This window comes from Nonomuraea sp. B5E05 (genome assembly GCF_039880665.1).
In the GTDB taxonomy this organism is placed as follows: domain Bacteria; phylum Actinomycetota; class Actinomycetes; order Streptosporangiales; family Streptosporangiaceae; genus Nonomuraea.
The window spans coordinates 275,267-293,284 of record NZ_JBDPMJ010000008.1; the positions used below are offsets into that span (position 1 = coordinate 275,267).

Below are 18,018 nucleotides of genomic sequence, written 5' to 3' on the forward strand. Positions count from 1 at the left end.
AGGGCGGCGGTCTCACGGTCAGAACGCCGCTTCGGGGACGTCCATCAGGTGGTTGTCCGTGGTCTCGACGATGGTGCGGTGGGCGTCCAGCAGCGGAAGCACGGTGAGCGCGAAGAACCGGGCGACCGCTGTCTTGCCCCGGTAGAAGGCGCGGTCGGCGGGGGAGAGGTGCCCCTGGTCAAGCCTGCGGCAGGCCGTGTCGGCCTGCCGCAGGAGCAGGTAGCCGACCATGAGGTCACCCGCGCACATGAGCAGGCGGGTGGTGTTCTGGCCGGCCTTGTAGCGTTCGCGCGGGTCCTCGCTGCTGCGCCGGGCATGGCCGAGCATCGCCTCGGCCATGCCCGTGACGGCGTCCCTGGCCCTCGACACGGCCTCGCGCTCGCGCCGCAGACGGTCGTCGCCGGCCAGGGTCTGCAGGAAGTCGCCGATCTCGGCCAGGACGACGTCGAGCGCCCGCCGGCCGTCTCTCGCGATCTTGCGGAAGAACAGGTCCTGGCCCAGGATCGCGGTGGTGCCCTCGTACAGGGTGTCGACCTTCGTGTCGCGCACGTACTGTTCGAGAGGGTAGTCCTGGAGGTAGCCGGAGCCGCCGAGGGTCTGCAGCGCGTGGGCGAGCTGCTCGTACGCACGCTCCGAGCCGACACCCTTGACGATCGGCAGCAGGAGCGCGTTGACGGCCCTGGCCGTGGTGACGTCGGAGCCCGCGTGCTCACCGGCCGCCACCTTGTCCTGCCAGCCGGCGGTGTAGAGGACCAGCGCCCGCAGCCCTTCGGCGTAGGCCTTGTTCAGCATGAGGCTGCGGCGGACGTCAGGATGGCTGATGATGGCCACCTGCGGGGCGGACCTGTCGCCCAGCCGGGTGAGGTCGGCCGACTGGATCCGGGTCCTGGCGTGGTCCAGCGCGTGCAGATAGCCCGTCGACAAGGCCGCGATGGCCTTCACGCCGACCAGCATCCGGGTGTGCTCGATCACGTGGAACATCTGGGCGATGCCGTTGTGCGTGTCGCCGAGCAGGTAGCCGACGGCGGGCTCCCGCTCGCCGAACCGGAGCTCACAGGTGGTGGAGGCCTTGATCCCCATCTTGCGTTCGAGGTTGCTCACCTGCACGCCGTTGCGGCCGAGCGGCTCGCCGGTCCGCAGGTCGAACAGGAGCTTCGGCACGATGAAGAGCGACAGCCCCTTCGTGCCGGCGGCCGTGGCCCCCTCCGGGCGGGCCAGCACGAGGTGCACGATGTTCTCGGTGAGATCGTGGTCGCCGGAGGTGATGAAGCGTTTGACCCCTTCGATGTGCCAGGTGCCGTCGTCCTGCCGCACGGCCTTCGTACGGCCGGCGCCGACGTCCGACCCGGCGTCCGCTTCGGTGAGGGCCATGGTGGAGCCCCAGCCTCGTTCGATCATGTGCGCGGCGATCCTGCGCTGTTCCGCGGTGCCCTCGCGATGGACGACGCCGGCGAAGGGCACGCCGGTGCCGTACAGGTGGGCCGCGGGGTTGGACCCGAGGATCAGCTCGGCCACCGCCCAGACCAGCGTGCGCGGGGCTGCCACGCCGCCCAGCTCCGGCGGAGCCTCCAGCCGCCACCACTCCGCGGCGCGCAGGGCCGCGTACGCCTTCTTCAGCGAACCGGGCACCGTGACGCCGCCGGATTCGGGGGAGAAGACGGGAGGGTTGCGGTCGGCATCCGAGAACGAGGCGGCCAGCGGCCCTTCGGCCAGCCGCGCCACCTCCGCGAGGACGTGCCGGCAGGCCTCGTGATCCAGGTCGGGGAAGAGGGCGGAGCCGAGGAATCGGTCGATGCCCAGCATCTCGAACAGGTTGAACTCGATGTCGCGGACATTGCTTCGGTAGTGGCTCATCAGTTGCTCGCCCTTCCGACGGTCAGTGGTAGTAGCGGAAGACCGGCCGGGCCACGCAGACGGGTTTGCCGACCCCGTCGGCGTGGATGGTCACGTCCAGCACGAGCTGCACGCCGCCGGCGATCTCCGTGACCTCGGCGACCCGCGCGTGCAGCCGGATCCGGGCGTTCACCGGTACGGGGGCGGGGAAGCGGACCTTGTCGAGCCCGTAGTTCACCTTGGTGGTGGCGTCCCGGACGTCGAGCAGATCGCCCCAGAGCGGGATGACCAGCGACAGGGTCAGGTAGCCGTGGGCGATGGTGGTGCCGAAGGGGCCGGCGGCCGCCGCGACGGGATCGACGTGGATCCACTGCCGGTCGTCCGTCGCTTCGGCGAAGCCGTCGATGCGTTTCTGGTCGACGGTGAGATACGGGCTGTGTCCGAGATCCTGGCCGGCCAGGCCGGGGAGTTCGGAGACGGTGACGGGTCTGGTCATGGAGGATCTCCGATCACTGCGGCAGGCCGAGCAGCCGGCCCGCGTTCTCCTTGAGGATCTTGGGACGGACCTCGGGCTTGATGTCGAGCCGGTCGAAGTCGGCGATCCACCGGTCCGGGGTGATGAGGGGGAAGTCCGACCCGAAGAGCACCTTGTCCTTCAGCAGCGTGTTCGCGTAGCGGACGAGGTTGGGCGGGAAATACTTGGGCGACCAGCCCGACAGGTCGATCCACACGTTGGACTTGTGGGTGGCGACCGCCAGCGCCTCGTCCTGCCAGGGGAAGGACGGGTGCGCCAGCACGATCTGGAGGTCGGGGAAGGCGGCGGCGACCTCGTCGAGGAGCATCGGGTTGGACAGCCCGAGCCGGATGCCGCCACCTCCTGGGAGCCCGGCTCCGATGCCGGTCTGACCGGTGTGGAAGACGGCCGGGACACCGAGTGCGGCGATGGCCTCGTACAGCGGGAAGGCCGCGGGGTCGGTCGGGTCGAAGCCCTGCAGGCTGGGGTGGAACTTGAAGCCGCGTATGCCGTGCTCGCCGACCAGCCGTGTGGCGGCGGCGACGCCCGCTCTGCCGCGGAGGGGGTCGATGCTGGCGAAGGGGATGAGCACGTCGGGGTGGCGCGCGGCCGCCTGGGCCACATACTCGTTGCTGATGGGTGGGTGGCCGGTGGCCCTGTGGTGGTCGACGGTGAAGATGACCGCGGCCATGTGGCGCTCGCGGTAGGTCTGGGCGATCTCGTCCACCGTCGGCGTGCGGTGCTCCGATCGGAAGTAGGCGGCGGAGGCCTCCATCAGCTCGCCGCCGAGGGAGGGATGACCTTCGTCATCCACCTCCACGTGCACATGCGTGTCTATGGCGGTGAGCGAGGCGAGCCTGATCAGGTGGGTCATGCGCGCTGCTCCTCGGGCTGGGGGACCGGCTCCCCTACGGACTGGACGTGCGGGCCGAACGCCGTCGGCCAGGTCTCGGCCAGCGCGTCGGCGCTCCAGCCGTCGTCGGCGAACGCGCTGGCGATCTGGCTGGGATGGGACCAGAGGCTGACCCGGTCGCCTCCGACGCCGATGGCCTGCCCGGTGATGCCGGCCGCGGCGTCGGAGGCGAGGAACGTCACCACGCCGGCGGCGTCCTCGGGCGTGCCCAGGGCGAGGGCACGGCGCGCGAAGGGCGTGAGCTTCTCGCCCCGGTCCAGCGCCTCGATGTGCGTACGCAGGAAGGGCACCGTCCTGGTCATCTCGGTGGCGGCCACCGGGATGACGGCGTTGACGGTGATGCCGGCCCGGGCGAGTTCCATGGCCCACGTGCGGACCATGCCGACGATGCCGGCCTTGGCCGCGGCGTAGTTGGTCTGGCCGAAGGTGCCGCGCTGGCCGGTCGGCGATCCGACACTGATGATGCGCCCTCCGCCGCCCTGCTCGCGCATGCGTACGGCCGCCGCGCGGGCGCAGGTGAAGGTGCCGCGAAGGTGGACGTGGACGACGGTGTCGAAGTCCTCGTCGCTCATCTTCCACAACACCGTGTCGCGCAGGACTCCGGCGTTGGCGACCATGATGTCGAGCCGCCCGAAGGCGGAGACGGCGCGGTCGACGAGCGTCTGGGCGGCTTCGCCGGTGCCCACCGCCGCGGCCTGGGCGACGGCGCTGCCACCGGCCCGGGTGATCGACTCGGCCCCGGCCTCGGCCGCCGCCTCGTCGATGTCGTTGACCACCACGTGCGCCCCCGCGGCGGCCAGGTCCTTGGCGTAGGCCAGGCCCAGCCCGCGTCCGGCGCCGGTGACGACGGCCACTTTTCCTCTCAGATCGGCCATGGGCTCGCTCCCGTTGTCGCTGCTCTCGTTGGGTCTGAGGCTGGACCGTACGCGGAAATGGATGATAATGTCAATGATTGAAGAGTTCGATCATTGAATGCTTCGACGAGAGGGTCGCCGTGAGTGGACAAGACGACGGGTTGCTTGATGACACCGGGTTTCTGCTGGCGCACGCCAGCGGCGTGATCGTACGCATGACCAACGCCAGGCTCGCCCACCTCGACCTGCGGGTCCGTCACTATTCCGTCCTGGCGCTGGTGTGCGACCGCGACGGCCTGTCCCAGCGCGACATCGCCGAGTTCCTCGGCATGGATCCCAGCCCGGTGGTGTCGCTCATCGACACGCTGGAGGCCAGGAGCCTGGTCCTGCGGCGTCCCCACCCGTCGGACCGCCGGGCACGTGAGGTGCGGGCCACCCCCGACGGGCGCGCCATGCGGGACCGGGCGCGGGCCGACGTCGCCGCGGCACGTCAGGATTTCCTGGCGAAGCTGACGCCCGACGAGCGGGGCCAGCTGCTCACGATCCTCAGAAACCTGGCCCTCGACGGCTCTGACCCGGGCCGTCCGGACAGGGTGGCGATCTCGGATGCTTAACCAGGGTCTGGGCTCATGGCCCCTCAGGCGTGCCCGCTCCTCGCCGCACCGGCGTGCTCTCGTGGCGGGCGCCGACGTACAGACCTACGCCGGCCTGGTCGAGCGCACCACGCGGTTCGCGCATGCGCTGCGCTCGATGGGCGTGGCGCAGGGCGACCGGGTCGCCTACCTCGGGCCGAACGCGGCATCGCTCGTGGAGACCATGTTCGCCGCCCATCTGCTGGGGGCGGTGTTCGTGCCGCTCAACACCCGCCTCACGGCGGCGGAGCTGAGCTTCCAGCTGGACGACTGCGGCGCGTCCGTGCTGGTGCACGCCACCGGCCACACCGGGGTGGTGGAGCGGTTGCAGGTGGCCGCCTCCCCCGTGCTCGTCCCCGTCGGCGGCGACGGCGCGTCCGCCCTCGACTTCGAGCAACGGCTGAGGGCTTCGCCCGCCGACCCCATCGACGAACCGGTCGGATACGACGACCCGGCGATGATCCTCTACACCTCGGGCACCACCGGACGCCCCAAGGGCGCGGTCCTCACGCACGGCAACGTCATCTGGAACTGCATGAACGTGCTCGTCGAGCTCGACATCACCGGAGACGAGGTCACCCTGATCAGCGCGCCGCTGTTCCACGTCGCCGCGCTGAACATGACGCTCCTGCCGACCCTGCTCAAGGGCGGCTGCGCGGTGCTCATGACCGGCTGGGACGTCGACGAATGCTTCGACCTGGTCGAGCGGCACGGGGTCACCTGGATGTTCGGCGTCCCGACCATGTTCGCGGACCTGACGCGCTCACCCCGCTGGAGTTCGGCCGACCTGTCGTCGATCCGCTCCCTGCTCGCCGGGGGAGCGCCCGTGCCGACCTCGCTGATCACCGCCTACCAGCAGCGAGGGCTGCGATTCCTGCAAGGGTACGGGCTCACCGAGGCGGCTCCGGGAGCGCTCATCGTCAGGGCGGAGATGAGCACGGCGAAGGTCGGCTCGGCGGGCGTTCCCCATTTTTTCTCCGACGTCCGCGTGGCACGTTCCGACGCGACCGGATCCGGCGCCACGGAGGGCGAGCTCCTCATCCAGGGCCCGACCGTCATGGCGGGCTACTGGGGCCGGCCCGACGCCACCGCGGCGGCCATCACGGAGAACGGCTGGATCCGGACCGGCGACGTGGCCCGTGTCGACGAGGACGGCTACTACTTCGTCGTCGGCCGCCTCAAGGAGATGTACATCTCCGGCGGGGAGAACGTCTATCCCGCCGAGGTCGAAACGGCTCTGCTGCGCCATCCCGCGGTGGAGGAGTGCGCGGTCATCGGGGTGCCCGACGACCGGTGGGGCGAGGTGGGGCGGGCCTTCGTCCGCGCGTGTCCCGGCCACCGGGTCACCGAACACGAACTGCTGGTCTTCCTCGACGGCAGGCTGGCCAGATACAAGATCCCCAAGACGGTGCGGTTCGTGGACGAACTGCCCCGGACCGGGTCCGGCAAGATCCACCGCGACAGGCTGCGGTGACGGGCCGTCGCCGTGCGAAACGACGTCCAGCGGCTCCGCCGGCCGAACGAACACCCGGGCGCGCACCGAGCCCGGCCATGATGAAAGGAACATGATGTCGGAAGTCCTGATCGTCGGCGGCGGCTTCGCCGGAGTGTGGAGCGCGGCCGCCGCCGCCCGCGCGCGAGGTGACAACGATCTGCGCATCACGCTCGTCGCGCCCAACGAGGACATGGTCCTGCGGCCACGCTTGCACAAGCTCGATCCCGGCTGGTCGCGGGTCGCGCTCAAGCGCGTACTGGAGCCGATCGGCGTGACCCACCTGAGGGCGGAGGTCACGGACATCGACGTGGCAGGCTCGACCGTCACCGCCGGGGGACGCTCGATCGGCTATGACCGGCTGGTGCTGGCGGCCGGCAGCCGGCTTGTCCGGGCCGCGCTGCCGGGCGCGGAGCACCTCTTCGACATCGACACCGCCGACGGCGTGGCCAGGCTCAACGCTCACCTCGGCGACCGTACGGGCTTCACCGCCGTGGTCATCGGGTCCGGCTTCACCGGGGTGGAGATCGCCACCGAGCTGGCCGCCCGCGGGCGGGTGATCCTGCTGGAGCGCGCCGACGTTGTCGCGCCCGAACTGGGCCCGGGCCCTCGTCCCGCGATCACGGCGGCGCTGGCCGAGCTGGGCGTCGACGTACGCCTCGAAGTGAGCACGGCGTCGGTCAGCGGCCGGGGCGTCGTCCTGACGGACGGCAGCGAGATCCCGGCCGACGCCGTCATCTGGACGGCGGGGATGCGGGCCCACCCCATGACCGAGCAGATCCCCGCGGAACGCGACCGGCTCGGCCGGCTGGCGGTCGACCACCATCTGCGGGTCTCAGGCGACGTCTTCGCCGCCGGGGACGTCGCCGCCGCCCTGGCCGACGCCGATCACCACGTGGTGCAGAGCTGCCAGTTCGCCACCCCCATGGGGAAGGTGGCAGGTCACAACGCCGCCGCCGACCTGCTCGGCCTGCCGCTCGTCGAATTCGCTCCCGACCCGTACGTCACGTGCCTCGACCTCGGCGCCGCCGGCGCCGTGTTCACGACCGGATGGGACCGCGCGGTGGCGCTGACCGGACAGCAGGCCAAGGAGCTGAAGGGGACGATCCTGGAGGTGATCCACCCTCCGCTCGACGATGCCGACGAGATCCTCGCCCAGGCCGGCCGGCAGAGCAACGAGGTGGCCGGCTGACGTCGGGAACGGTGCGGGCCGATGGAAGGTTCATCGGCCCGCACCGTCGTTTCGGCCGGAGCTCAGAGCCGCGCGGGGTCGGCGCCGCGGCGGCTGACCCCGGCGAGGCCGACGGCGATGAGCAGTGCCGCGCCGTTGAAGACCTGGCTCACCCAGGAGGGCGCGCCGACCAGGGTCAGGCCGCTGACGCTGACGGCGACGAACAGGACCCCGATGACGGTCCCCAGCACGGAGGGCCGTCCCACCTCGATGACGATCGTGCTGAGGAACACCGCCGTCAGCGCGGGGAACAACATGTTCATCCCGTTGTCCGAGGTCGCGGCGCCCTGCCGGGCCAGGAGCAGCACGCCGGCGACACCCGAGACCAGGCCCGACAGCGCGAACGACAGGAACTTGATCCTCGTCACGTTCAGGCCCACCAGGTGTGCCGCGCTCGCGTTGGAACCGACGGCGAACAGGTGCCGGCCGAGCGGAGTGTGCCGCATCACGAACCACACCGCCACGGCGATCAACGCCGCCGCCAGCACGATCCGGGGGATGCCGAACACGGACAGGGAGCCCAGGTCGGTGAGCGTCTCGGGGATGTCCTTGCTGATCTGCAACCCGTTCGTGTACGCGAAGATGGCACCGCCCAGCAGGGTCGCCATGCCCAGGGTCGCGATGAACGGGTTGATCCCGTATTTGGCCACCAGGAGACCGAGCACGGCGCCGGCGACGACGCCGGACGCGACGGCCAGCAGGATCGCCACGACGAGGGGCAGCCCGAAATGAGACACCGAGGCCGCCGCCATGACGGACGATGTCGCGGTGACGGCGCCCACGGAGAAGTCGAAGGACCCCGCCGCCATGGGGAAGAGCAGGGCCAACGCCACGGTCAGGCCCACCGCCTGGCTGGCCAGCACCGAAGTGATGTTCGCCGCACTGCGGAACGCCTCTCCCGAGGACGGCAGCAGAGCGAAGAACACGACCATCCCGACGAGCAACAGGAGCAGGCCGTAGCGTTCGACGACACCGGACACGGACCGGACACGGCCGGCCTCCGCGACAGGCGTCCCGCGCGAGGCCGGGGCCTGGTCCGGCAGCACAGCCGAGTGGGGGGAAGCGTCAGTCATGGGCCGGCTCCTTGGGAGTGGTCTGGGTGAGTTCGGCGATGGCGGCCTCCGTGAGCCGGGGGCCGGTGAGCTCGGCGATCGGTGAACCGTCGCGCAGCACGATCACGCGATGGCACAACGACTCCAGCTCCTCGAAGTCCGACGACACGACCAGCGCGGCGTTGCCCTTGGCCACGTGCTGCCTGATGAGCTCGTGGATGTCGGCCCGCGCCATCGCGTCGACGCCCTGGGTGGGTTCGTCGAGCAACAGCAGGCGTGGGTCGAGCCGCAGCCATCTCGCGAGCACGGCCTTCTGCTGGTTGCCCCCGGACAGGTGGGCGAAGGGGGCGTTCGGGGTGGCCGTGCGAATGCCGAAGATCCTGATCAGGCGCGTGGCATCGCGCCGCTCGGACGCGCGCGCCATCCGCCAGCCCGACCAGTACGCGCTGATGGCCGTCGCGGAGACGTTCTCCCACAGCGGCAGGCCGGCGAAGGCGGCATCCTTGCCGCGATCTTCGGGCACCAGGGCGATGCCTCGGCGGATGGCGTCCCTGGGGGACCGGAGCCGGGCGGGCGCCCCGTCGACCTCGAGTCCGCCGCGCCGCATGCGAGCGGTGCCGAAGAGGGCCCGCAGCAGCGTGGAACGGCCCGACCCCAGCAGGCCGGCCACCCCCACGATCTCATGGCGCCGCACGGTCAGGTCGACGTCGCGCAGCGGGCCGGCCGCGAGGCCGCTGACCTTCATGACGGTTCTCGCGCCGGCCTCCGGCACGCCGCGGGGAAGCGGCGTTCGCGCCTCCTGACCGGTCATGAGCGCCACGATCTGGGCCTCGTCCAGGCCGGCGGTGGAGCGCTCCGCGACCACGGCCCCGTCGCGGAGCACCGAGATGCGATCCGCTATCTCGAGCACCTCCGACAGGCGATGACTGACGTAGACGATCGTCTGGCCCCGGCTCTGGCACCGGCGGATCGCCTCCAGGAGGACCTCGGCCTCGTGCTGCGGCAGGCTGGCGGTGGGTTCGTCGAGCACGAGCGTCAGGTGACTGCCCTCGTCGCTGTCGCGCAGCGCCCGCGCGATGGCCACCAGCGTGCGATCGCTCGGCCGGAGATCTCGCACCAGGGTCTGCGGATCGACGTCGACGTGCGCGCGTTCCAGGCTCTGACGGGTCGAACGGCGCAGCCCGCCCCAGGAGATGGCCAGCCCGCCCCGCCGTGGATAGCCGCCTTCGAGCGCGAAGTTCTCGCTGACCGTCAGGTCGGGGACGAGCCCCAGGTCCTGGTGCACGAAGCGGAGCCCGGACTGGCGCGCGATCGCCGGGCCGTAGGAGCCCGCGGCGTGCGCCCGGCCGTGGATGGTGATCGTGCCGCCCTGGTCGGCCGGGTGGACCCCGGCGAGGATCTTCAGCAGCGTCGACTTGCCGGACCCGTTGCCGCCGAGGAGAGCGTGTACGGATCCGGGCGCGATGGTGCAGTCCACGTTCCGCAACACCTGTACGCCGTCGAAGTTCTTGTTGATGCCGGTCAGCCGGATGGCTGTCGTGGACGGGCCGCCTTTCACCGCGACGAGCCGTTCCACGTCTTGCCGTACAGGCCGGCGTAGTCGACGGGGCCGACGTACTCGGAGCCGGGGGCGGGGAGGTTGTGCTCCTTGTCCACGATCTGGATGCCGACGCCTCCGGGGACGAGGTCCTCGTCGTTGAAGACGCGGTTCAGGGCGTCGATCGTCGTGTAGGCGCGGTAGGCGTTCGACGCGCCGAGGCAGAACTGCTGGCCCTTGCCGGCGCGGATGTAGTCCAGGTTGTCGATCTGGCACTCGTTGCCGATCACCACCAGGTCCTTGCGGGGGCTGGACACCAACGCGGGCTGGATGCCCGCCACGAAGAAGTGGTCGACGTCGACCGCGACGACGTTGGCCTGCGGCACCTGCACCAACGCGGTCTCGAACTTCTGCCGGATGTTCGGGACGTCCGCGGGCGCGATCTTGACCGTGCTGACGATCTCACAGCCGCCGCAGGCGGCGATCCGGTCCGCGAACCCCTTGGCCACGTACTCGCCGAACGCGATGCCGTGGAAGGCGATGTGCAGCACCTTGGCCTTGCCCTGGGTCTCGGCGATGGCCAGATCGGCTCTCATCGTGCCCAGCCGGGTGTAGAAGGCGGCCAGGTCCGGCATGGCCGCGCTGTAGCCGGCCGGGGCGTCGAAGAGCGGTGAGCTGCCGTCCTGCGTCGGGTCGTCGCAGTCGAACCCGCTGAAAGAGGCGATCTTCACGCCGGCCTTCCTCGCCTCCACGAGGGCCTGCCGTACAGGGGCGCAGTCCACCGAGACCAGCACGATGCCGTCGGCGCCCGCCGCCGTGGCCTGGCGGACGCAGGTGGCCATGCCGCCGTTGACGTTGTTCAGGCCGTCGCACGTGTGTGCTTTCCACCCCAGCGCGGTGGCCGCCTCGGTGAGTTGTTCGGCCTGGTAGGCCAGCGCGCGGACCTGCTGCCACGCGGTGATCACCCAGATGTTCCTGCCTGTCGCGGGCTTCGGTCCCGACGTCGGCGGCTCGGAGTAGTCCCCGGCGTAGCCGTCTTCGACGGCTTTCGTGGCGGCGTCGAGCACGGCGGCGGACGTGCTCGACGAGGTGTCCGCGCCGCTTCGCGCAGTGGTCGTGCCGCATGCCGCCAGGGCGAGGCAGGCGGTGAGCAGGAGGCCGAGGAAGGAGGTGCGGGAATACCTTGGAGTGTTGACCATGTCGGTGATTCCTTGATGTGGCCATGCTTCCGTCGGGGAGACGGTTGAGCGTGGGGGAGAGCGGTTCAGGAGCTGTAGCGGGGTGGGCGGACGGCGGGCCAGCCCGCCATCGCCTGCATGCCGGCGGCCAGGCGGATCAGCGTGGCCTCGTCGAACGGCGCGCCGATCAACTGCGCGCCGATGGGCAGCCCGTCGGCGGCGACGTGGACAGGAAGACTGATCGCCGGCAGGCCCGTGACGCTGGCCACCGCGGTGAAGGAGACCATGGCCAGGGCGCTGGGCATCGCCGTTTCCGGATGCCGGTTGGCGTCGTCCAGCACAGTGCCGAGGCGTGGTGGGGGGCCGGCCATGGTGGGAGTGAGCAGCACATCGAAGTCGCGTCGCCACTGGGCGACCACCTGCCGCGATTCGGCCTGCAGCCGCGCCACCGCCTGCACGTACTGGCCGGCGTCGATGCCCCGCACACGTTCCCACCGGTGCCGGTTGTACGGCTCGGCGGCCTCCGGGTCGTCGAAGGGGTGGACATAGAGCGAGGCGGCGATGACCTTCTCCACGTAGGCATGCGCGCCTTCAGGGCTGAGGAGGAACGGACTGACGGGGAAGACCTCGTGACCCAGCTCTTCGAGCAGGGCGCCGGCAGCCAGGGCGCTGTTGACGCATTCGGGATCGACCGGCAGCCCGGTGGGGGCGTCGAGGAGCAGGCCGACCCGCAACCGCTCCGTCCCGCGTCCCACTTCCGCCGCGAACGGGCGGTCGTGGACGGGCGCCTGGAACCAGGCGAGCGGATCGGGGGCGCAGAGCGCGTCCAGTATCGTCGCGGCGTCCTCGACGTAGCGGCAGATGACCCCCTCGGTGGTGCAGTACTCCCACCATGACTGGGCGTGTTGCGGGATCCGCGCCCGGCTGGGCTTCAGCCCGACCAGGCCGCAGGCGGAGGCCGGCATGCGGAGCGATCCGCCGCCGTCGTTGCCGTGGGCCACGGGGGCCATGCCCGCCGCCACGGCGGCGGCCGCACCGCCACTCGAACCCGCGGGAGATCGGGTGAGGTCCCACGGATTGGCGGTCCGCCCGTAGCGGGCGTTCTCCGTGTCGGGCAGGGTGCCCATCTCGGGGGTGTTGGTCCGCCCCATGAGAATGAAGCCGGCGTCGAGGAGCCGGTCGATGACCAGGTCGTTCGCCGTCCTCGGGGCGTCGGAGACGCCTCGCGACCCCATCGTGTTGGGCTGTCCCGCCACCGACGTCAGGTCCTTGACCGGTATCGGGACCCCGTGGAACGGTCCGATCCGGTCGCCGGACATCAGCGCTCGCTCGGCCGCGCGGGCGGCGGTCATGACCTCCTCGTCGTTGCGCCAGACGATCGCGTTGATCTCCGGATCGAGCCGGTCGATCCGGTCCAGGTAGACGGTGGCGACCTCGGCCGGGCTGAGCTCGCGGGCACGGATCGCTCCGGCTAGCCGCACCGCGGACACGAACGGGTCCATGGCTTGCCTCCCATCACGGCTCCACGGCGTGGTCCGGGCCGTGGATCGAGCCGTCTACGTGCGTAGATGCGCTCAACATGGGGACACGTTAAGCCGCCTGTTCCGCGGAGGCGTACCTAATTCTGCTATGGAGAACAAACGTCGTATGCGGTCAAGCCGGCAAAGGCTCTCATGCCACTTCGCTCGTCATCGCGTCGACGCACAGCAGGGGAAGGCGCAGCACGAACCGGGCGCCGCCCATGTCCGATTCCTGGGCGGTCAGCGTGCCGCTGTGGGCTTCGGCGATGGCCAGGGCGATGGGCAGGCCGAGCCCGGAACCGCCGTGGCCGCGGCTGCGGGCGCTGTCGGTCCTGGCGAAGTGGTTGAAGACCCGTTCGCGCTCCTGCGAAGGAACGCCCAGGCCGTCGTCGTCGACCATGACCATGACCTCGCCGCCCTCGCTGTGAACCGACACCCGCACCGCCGACCTGCCATGCCGTTCGGCATTGTCCAGCAGGTTGCCGAGCAGGCGCGCGAGGGTGCCGCTGACGCCTCCCACGATCAGGCCCTCCTCCAGGTCGAGGTGGATGGGCAGGACATGGGGCCGCTTGCCGACCTCCTCCTTGACGAGATCGGCCACGTCGATGGCGAGGAGCGGTTCCGGGGATCCGGCGTCGAGCCTGGCGAGCATCAGCATGTCGCCGATGATGGCCTGGATCCGGTCCACCTCCCGCAGGGCGTGGCGGACGAGGTCGCCCAGGTCGGTCTGGCCGGGATGCATGCGCGCTTCCTCCAGCCGCAACCGGAGGCCGGCCAGGGGAGTGCCCAGCTCGTGCGAGGCATCGGTGACGAACTGCCGATTCTGTGCCCGCATCCGCTTCACCAGGTGTTCCATCCGCGCGACGAGGGTGACGATCTCGCCGCAGTCATCAGCTGTGGTCATGAAATCCTCCACTTGATCCTGAATCTCAGCATGCCGGTCGCGAAGCCGCTCCCGACACCGTGGAAATACGCATACGCCACGGCTTTCTCACGCGGCGGCTTCGGCTCCGAACTCGCCGGCGACCTCGAACCAGACGACCTTGCCCGTCCTCGTGCCGTCGACGCCCCACTCGCGGGACAACGTTTCCAGCAGGAACAGGCCTCGCCCGCTCTCCTCGTCAGGACCGGACAGCCGGGCGGGAGGCAGCGGCGTGGACGCGCCGTGCTCTTCGACCTCCACCCGCAGAGTGCCGTCCCCCTCGCTCATGCGGACGCGCACCGGCTCCTCCGTGTGGGCGAGCGCGTTGGCGAGCACCTCGGAGACGAGCAGTTCGGCGGTGGTGCTCTCATCGGCGAATCCCCACTGCCGCGCCTGGGCGCCCACGCTGTGCCGCGCCTGCGGCACCGAAGCGACGACGGGGGGGAAGAGCCACGACGCCTGGCGGCGCCCGCCGCGCTGGGCGCAGCCGGCGCAGACCCGCAGGGGCAGCGTTCGCGGGTGACGATGCGATGGCCGGTACGTGGCATGACGCCGCTTCTCTCTCCGGATGCGGCGAGGCGCCTCGCTCTCGAACCTGTCCATGGCGCCCACTCCCTGTGACCTGTACGGATTCCTGACATCTCCATCGTCCGTCGGCCCGTTACGGGGCATAACGGTGGAATTGCCTATTTGGGTCCCGTCTACGTATGTAGGGGACCGCGTACCGGGTAGTGCGGCGGGACAGGGCGGTTTGCGGAAAAAGCGTAGCTGAACTGCATTGATAGGATGAATCGTGGCTTCACGGACGGCGTCGAGGCGGGCGACCGACAACCTTCCGGCCGACAGTAAGGACATCGTCGGGCGCCGACGCGAGGCCGCCGACATCAAGCGGCTGCTGTCGTCCACGCGGCTGCTGACGCTCACGGGCCCTGGCGGGGTGGGCAAGACCCGCCTGGCCGTCTACATGGCGGCCACCATGCGCCGGGCCTTCTCCAACGGCGTGTGGCTGGTGCAACTGGCCTCGCTGCAGGATGGCAAGCTGCTGGCCCGCGCGGTGGCAGAAACCCTGGGCGTGCATGACAGCACGTCACGTACCTCCCTGGACGCGTTGGTCGGCCGTTTGCGTGGTAAGCAGACGCTGCTGGTGCTGGACAACTGCGAGCACCTGATCGACGCGTGCGCCGCCTTCGCCGACGCGCTGATAAGAGCGGTCCCCGAGGTGCGGATCCTGGCGACCAGCCGGGAAGCGCTGGGCGTCCCGTCCGAAGTCCGTTATGTCGTGCCACCACTGTCACTGCCGCCGGACGGTCACGGGCCGGCGGCCGCCGGCACGGGCCGGTGCGAGGCCGTAGCGCTGTTCCTGGAACGCGCCAGAGGCATCGACCCGTCGTTCGAGCTGGTGGCCGACCACGACGGTGCGGCCGAGCTGTGCCGCCTCGTCGACGGCATCCCGCTGGCCATCGAACTGGCGGCGGTGCAACTGCGGGTCCTCTCCCTCGACCAGATCGTCGAGCGGCTGGGCGATCACCTGGATCTCTTCACGCGGGGCTACCGGACCGCCGTGCCCAGGCACCAGACGCTCGGCGCGACGGTGGCCTGGAGCTTCGAGCTGTGCTCGCCCCAGGAGCAGACGCTCTGGCAGCGTCTCACCGTCTTCTCCGGCGGCTTCGACCTGGACGCGGCCGAGGAGGTGTGCTCGGGCGACGGGCTGGCACGTGAGGAGCTCCTGCCGTTGCTCGCGGCGCTCATCGACAAGTCCGTGCTGACCTCTGAGCGCAGCGGCGCTCAGCTGCGCTACGGGATGCTGGAGTTGCTCCGCCAGTACGGCTTGGAGCGACACCTCGCCGGCGGTTCCGAGGCGGAGGTCCGCCGGCGCCACCTGGATCACTACCGGCGGCTGAGCGAGCGCACGCAGGCCGGCTGGTTCACCCCTCTGCAGGTCGACCACTACGCCAGCGTGGTCCGCGAGATGCCCAACTTCCGGGTGGCGCTGGAGACCTCGCTCGGCGATCCCGCCCTGGCCGAGACCGGGCTGGAGATCATCACCAATCTCTATGGCTACTGGGTCTACTCGGGCGGCTTCAACGAGGCGCGTTACTGGCTCGACCGCGCGCTCCAGCTGGTGCGGGGCGCGCGACCGGCGCGGTTCAGGGCACTGGCGACGGCAGCACTGTTCGCCCTGATGCAGGGGAAGGTCGACGTGGCGACCCCGCTGATCGCCGACTGCTCCGCGCTGGCCCGTGACTGGCATGACGGCAGCGCGCGGGCGATGGAGCAGTGCCTGTCGGGCCGGGTCGCCTTCCTGCTCGGCGATTATCGCGGTGCGGTCGACCAGCTGAACGAGGCCGTCCGCTGGTACGAGGAGAATGCCGGCGCACTCCCCGAGCAGGACGTGTTGCAGGGCCCGTTCCTGCCCGCCTTCTACCTGGCCCTGGCCGCCGCCTTCGGACGTGACCCACGTGCCGCCGCGTTCGCGGCCCGATGCCGGAAGACGGCGGAGGACGCCGGGGCGCAGGGAGAGATCTCCATGGGGGTGTGGGTCAGCGGCGTCGAACGGTGGCTGGCGGGGGAGACGGCGGCCGCGCTGGAGTTGTTCCGTACGAGCATCCGCATCGGCCGCGCCATCGGATACCGTTACGGCGCGGCATGGGCCATCGAGTCCCTGGCCTGGGCGACGGCCGCGCAAGGACGCGATGATCGGGCCGCCCGCCTGCTCGGCGCCGCCGCGTCGATCCGCGAGATGCTGGGGTTGTTGTTGCCCGGCTTTCAGCTCTACGCCGGCGCGCATCGGGAGTGCGAGGCGGCGGTGCGCGAACGGCTGGGCGAAGCGGCGTTCGAGGCGGCTGCCGAGCAGGGGGCCGGTCTCGACTTCGACGAGGCCGTCGCCTACGCCTTGGAGGACCCGGCAGATCCGGTCGAGGCCGACGTCGAGGCCGATAAGGAGGCCGCGCCGAGACAGCGGGTGGAGACGACGGAGCTGACTCCGCGCGAGCTGGAGGTGGCCGGCCTCATCGCGCAGGGTGTGCGCAACAAGGAGATCGCCGCCCGGCTGGTCATCTCGACCCGCACAGCGGAGGGACATGTGGAACACATCCTGACCAAGCTCGGCTTCACCTCGCGCACCCAGATCGCCGCCTGGTACTTCGACCGTGCCGCGCCGCCGCCGGAGGACTAGGCGGGCGGGCGCGGGGGAGGCGCGGTGCTCTCGCGTACGACGAGGTCGGTGGCCAGTTCGACGCGGCTTCGTGCCGGCTGCTCGCCGCCGGCCAGCTTCAGCACCATGGAGGTGGCCGCGGCGGCCATCTCGGCGAGGGGCTGGCGAACGGTGGTCAACGGTGGGATGGCCCATCGCATCGAAGGCATGTCGTCGAAGCCGATCACGCTGAGATCGTCCGGGACGCGCAGGCCGAGCTGGTGGGCCGCGTGGTAGACGCCGATGGCCTGGCCGTCGTTCGTGGCGAAGATCGCAGTCGGCCGGTCGGGCAGGCGCAGCATGCGGTGCGCCTCGGCCAGGCCGCCCTCGATCAGGAAGTCCCCCCGGCCGACCAGCTCCGGATCGACGGGCACGCCGGCCATGTCCAGGGCGGTGCGATAGCCGTCGAGACGGGCCCGGCTGGACAGCGCGGAGTCGGGCCCGGTGATGATGCCGATGCGGCGATGCCCGAGCTCCAGGAGGTGGCGGGTGGCCGTGAGCCCGCCGTTCCAGTTGCCCGCGCCCACCGAGGGGATGTTCCGCGCGGGAGCGTCGGCCGGATCCAGCAGGACGAGCGGGATCTCGCGGCGCGCGAGCTGTTCGTGCTGGGTTTCCGTCAGGCCGGAGAACACCGCGATCACACCACTCGGGCGGCGTCGTAACACGCCCTCCAGCCAGGCGTCCGCGGCGCTGCGGTCACAACACAGGTCCGATATCCCCACCGTGAGCTCGTGCTCCCGCGCGACCCGCGCCACACCTTTGGTGATCTCGACGGGATAGTCGCCCTCCAGCGCGTGGAAGACCAGCTCGACCAGGGCCGTCGGCGTGGAGCGGCGGCGCTGTCGCCGGTAGCCGTGCCGCCGGATGAGCTCCTCCACGGCGGCGCGGGTTTCGGACGACACCTCGGACCGGCCGTTCACGACCTTGGAGACCGTCGCGGTGGACACGCCCGCCAGCTCGGCGAGCTGGGCGATGGTGAGGGGGGACGACTCCGTGGTCATGGCGGCAGTCTAATCACGGGGTACGGGGACCCGGGCGGGCTCGGCCGTGCACCGAGCCCGCCGCCCGGGCCCTCATGGTCCTGATCGTGTGCCGTGACGGCGCCCATCCGATGGGGCCGTGAACGCCAGGACCATCCGAGCCCGGG

Annotated in this window: 15 protein-coding genes; 4 read left to right on the top strand and 11 right to left on the bottom strand. The window is 70.6% G+C overall.

All coding sequences use genetic code 11. The annotated features are described in order from the left end of the window. Window positions 1-18: 18 nt before the first annotated feature. From ABGB01_RS17775 to ABGB01_RS17790, 4 genes are read right to left on the bottom strand one after another with little or no spacing between them, the layout of a single operon-like run. Window positions 19-1,854, bottom strand: a complete 1,836-nt coding sequence (locus ABGB01_RS17775; protein ID WP_347774529.1) for an acyl-CoA dehydrogenase — start codon at window positions 1,852-1,854, stop codon at window positions 19-21. Window positions 1,855-1,876: 22 nt separating this feature from the next. Beyond that, a complete protein-coding gene (locus ABGB01_RS17780; RefSeq protein ID WP_347774531.1) occupies window positions 1,877-2,329 on the bottom strand; it encodes a MaoC family dehydratase in 453 nt (150 codons plus the stop codon). Between the two features lie 13 nt (window positions 2,330-2,342). Beyond that, on the bottom strand, window positions 2,343-3,221 hold the full coding sequence (locus ABGB01_RS17785) for an amidohydrolase family protein (protein WP_347774532.1): 879 nt from the start codon (window positions 3,219-3,221) through the stop codon (window positions 2,343-2,345). After that, window positions 3,218-4,135 carry an SDR family oxidoreductase gene (locus ABGB01_RS17790; RefSeq protein WP_347774533.1) on the bottom strand — a complete coding sequence of 306 codons (918 nt, stop codon included), beginning with the start codon at window positions 4,133-4,135 and terminating at the stop codon, window positions 3,218-3,220. The genes ABGB01_RS17785 and ABGB01_RS17790 overlap by 4 nt, the downstream gene beginning before the upstream one ends. Before the next feature lie 119 nt (window positions 4,136-4,254). Here ABGB01_RS17790 and ABGB01_RS17795 point away from each other — a divergent pair, with 119 nt between their 5' ends. The 3 genes from ABGB01_RS17795 to ABGB01_RS17805 all read left to right on the top strand — a co-directional run bounded on the left by ABGB01_RS17795 (window position 4,255) and on the right by ABGB01_RS17805 (window position 7,430). After that, entirely contained in the window at window positions 4,255-4,728 is a 474-nt protein-coding gene (locus ABGB01_RS17795) for a MarR family transcriptional regulator (protein ID WP_347774534.1), read from the top strand. After that, window positions 4,721-6,220, top strand: a complete 1,500-nt coding sequence (locus ABGB01_RS17800) for a long-chain fatty acid--CoA ligase (protein WP_347774535.1) — start codon at window positions 4,721-4,723, stop codon at window positions 6,218-6,220. Before ABGB01_RS17795 ends, ABGB01_RS17800 begins: the two co-directional genes overlap by 8 nt. Window positions 6,221-6,314: 94 nt before the next feature. Continuing rightward, the gene (locus tag ABGB01_RS17805) at window positions 6,315-7,430 is read left to right on the top strand and encodes an FAD-dependent oxidoreductase (protein WP_347774537.1); all 1,116 of its coding nucleotides are present in this window, start codon (window positions 6,315-6,317) and stop codon (window positions 7,428-7,430) included. 62 nt (window positions 7,431-7,492) lie between these two features. Here the strand turns inward: ABGB01_RS17805 and ABGB01_RS17810 are convergent, their stop codons facing one another. From ABGB01_RS17810 to ABGB01_RS17835, 6 genes are all read right to left on the bottom strand, one after another. Then, on the bottom strand, window positions 7,493-8,542 hold the full coding sequence (locus ABGB01_RS17810; RefSeq protein WP_347774538.1) for an ABC transporter permease: 1,050 nt from the start codon (window positions 8,540-8,542) through the stop codon (window positions 7,493-7,495). Continuing rightward, window positions 8,535-10,097: a sugar ABC transporter ATP-binding protein gene (locus ABGB01_RS17815; protein ID WP_347774539.1), complete on the bottom strand. Its 1,563-nt coding sequence runs from the start codon at window positions 10,095-10,097 to the stop codon at window positions 8,535-8,537. The genes ABGB01_RS17810 and ABGB01_RS17815 overlap by 8 nt, the downstream gene beginning before the upstream one ends. Further along, window positions 10,076-11,257: a substrate-binding domain-containing protein gene (locus tag ABGB01_RS17820; RefSeq protein WP_347774541.1), complete on the bottom strand. Its 1,182-nt coding sequence runs from the start codon at window positions 11,255-11,257 to the stop codon at window positions 10,076-10,078. Before ABGB01_RS17820 ends, ABGB01_RS17815 begins: the two co-directional genes overlap by 22 nt. A gap of 65 nt (window positions 11,258-11,322) precedes the next feature. Next, window positions 11,323-12,738 (bottom strand): amidase, encoded by a 1,416-nt coding sequence (locus ABGB01_RS17825; RefSeq protein WP_347774543.1) that lies wholly within the window; start codon window positions 12,736-12,738, stop codon window positions 11,323-11,325. Between the two features lie 169 nt (window positions 12,739-12,907). Next, window positions 12,908-13,660, bottom strand: coding sequence for a HAMP domain-containing sensor histidine kinase (locus ABGB01_RS17830; RefSeq protein ID WP_347774544.1), 753 nt, complete (start codon window positions 13,658-13,660; stop codon window positions 12,908-12,910). A gap of 87 nt (window positions 13,661-13,747) precedes the next feature. Next, a complete protein-coding gene (locus tag ABGB01_RS17835) occupies window positions 13,748-14,281 on the bottom strand; it encodes an ATP-binding protein (RefSeq protein WP_347774545.1) in 534 nt (177 codons plus the stop codon). A 190-nt stretch (window positions 14,282-14,471) separates the two neighbouring features. On the opposite strand from ABGB01_RS17835, the gene ABGB01_RS17840 reads away from it, so the two are divergent. Further along, entirely contained in the window at window positions 14,472-16,853 is a 2,382-nt protein-coding gene (locus tag ABGB01_RS17840; protein WP_347774546.1) for a LuxR C-terminal-related transcriptional regulator, read from the top strand. On the opposite strand, the gene ABGB01_RS17845 is transcribed toward ABGB01_RS17840, so the two are convergent. After that, window positions 16,850-17,872: a LacI family DNA-binding transcriptional regulator gene (locus tag ABGB01_RS17845; protein WP_347774547.1), complete on the bottom strand. Its 1,023-nt coding sequence runs from the start codon at window positions 17,870-17,872 to the stop codon at window positions 16,850-16,852. The two genes, ABGB01_RS17840 and ABGB01_RS17845, sit on opposite strands and share 4 nt — an antisense overlap. Window positions 17,873-18,018: the final 146 nt, after the last annotated feature.

Bases quoted from the DNA above. Each gene is read 5' to 3' on its own strand.
- ABGB01_RS17775 (WP_347774529.1), bottom strand. From the start codon at position 1,854: ATGAGCCACTACCGAAGCAATGTCCGCGACATCGAGTTCAACCTGTTC.
- ABGB01_RS17780 (WP_347774531.1), bottom strand. From the start codon at position 2,329: ATGACCAGACCCGTCACCGTCTCCGAACTCCCCGGCCTGGCCGGCCAG.
- ABGB01_RS17785 (WP_347774532.1), bottom strand. From the start codon at position 3,221: ATGACCCACCTGATCAGGCTCGCCTCGCTCACCGCCATAGACACGCAT.
- ABGB01_RS17790 (WP_347774533.1), bottom strand. From the start codon at position 4,135: ATGGCCGATCTGAGAGGAAAAGTGGCCGTCGTCACCGGCGCCGGACGC.
- ABGB01_RS17800 (WP_347774535.1), top strand. From the start codon at position 4,721: ATGCTTAACCAGGGTCTGGGCTCATGGCCCCTCAGGCGTGCCCGCTCC.
- ABGB01_RS17805 (WP_347774537.1), top strand. From the start codon at position 6,315: ATGTCGGAAGTCCTGATCGTCGGCGGCGGCTTCGCCGGAGTGTGGAGC.
- ABGB01_RS17810 (WP_347774538.1), bottom strand. From the start codon at position 8,542: ATGACTGACGCTTCCCCCCACTCGGCTGTGCTGCCGGACCAGGCCCCG.
- ABGB01_RS17820 (WP_347774541.1), bottom strand. From the start codon at position 11,257: ATGGTCAACACTCCAAGGTATTCCCGCACCTCCTTCCTCGGCCTCCTG.
- ABGB01_RS17825 (WP_347774543.1), bottom strand. From the start codon at position 12,738: ATGGACCCGTTCGTGTCCGCGGTGCGGCTAGCCGGAGCGATCCGTGCC.
- ABGB01_RS17830 (WP_347774544.1), bottom strand. From the start codon at position 13,660: ATGACCACAGCTGATGACTGCGGCGAGATCGTCACCCTCGTCGCGCGG.
- ABGB01_RS17835 (WP_347774545.1), bottom strand. From the start codon at position 14,281: ATGGACAGGTTCGAGAGCGAGGCGCCTCGCCGCATCCGGAGAGAGAAG.
- ABGB01_RS17845 (WP_347774547.1), bottom strand. From the start codon at position 17,872: ATGACCACGGAGTCGTCCCCCCTCACCATCGCCCAGCTCGCCGAGCTG.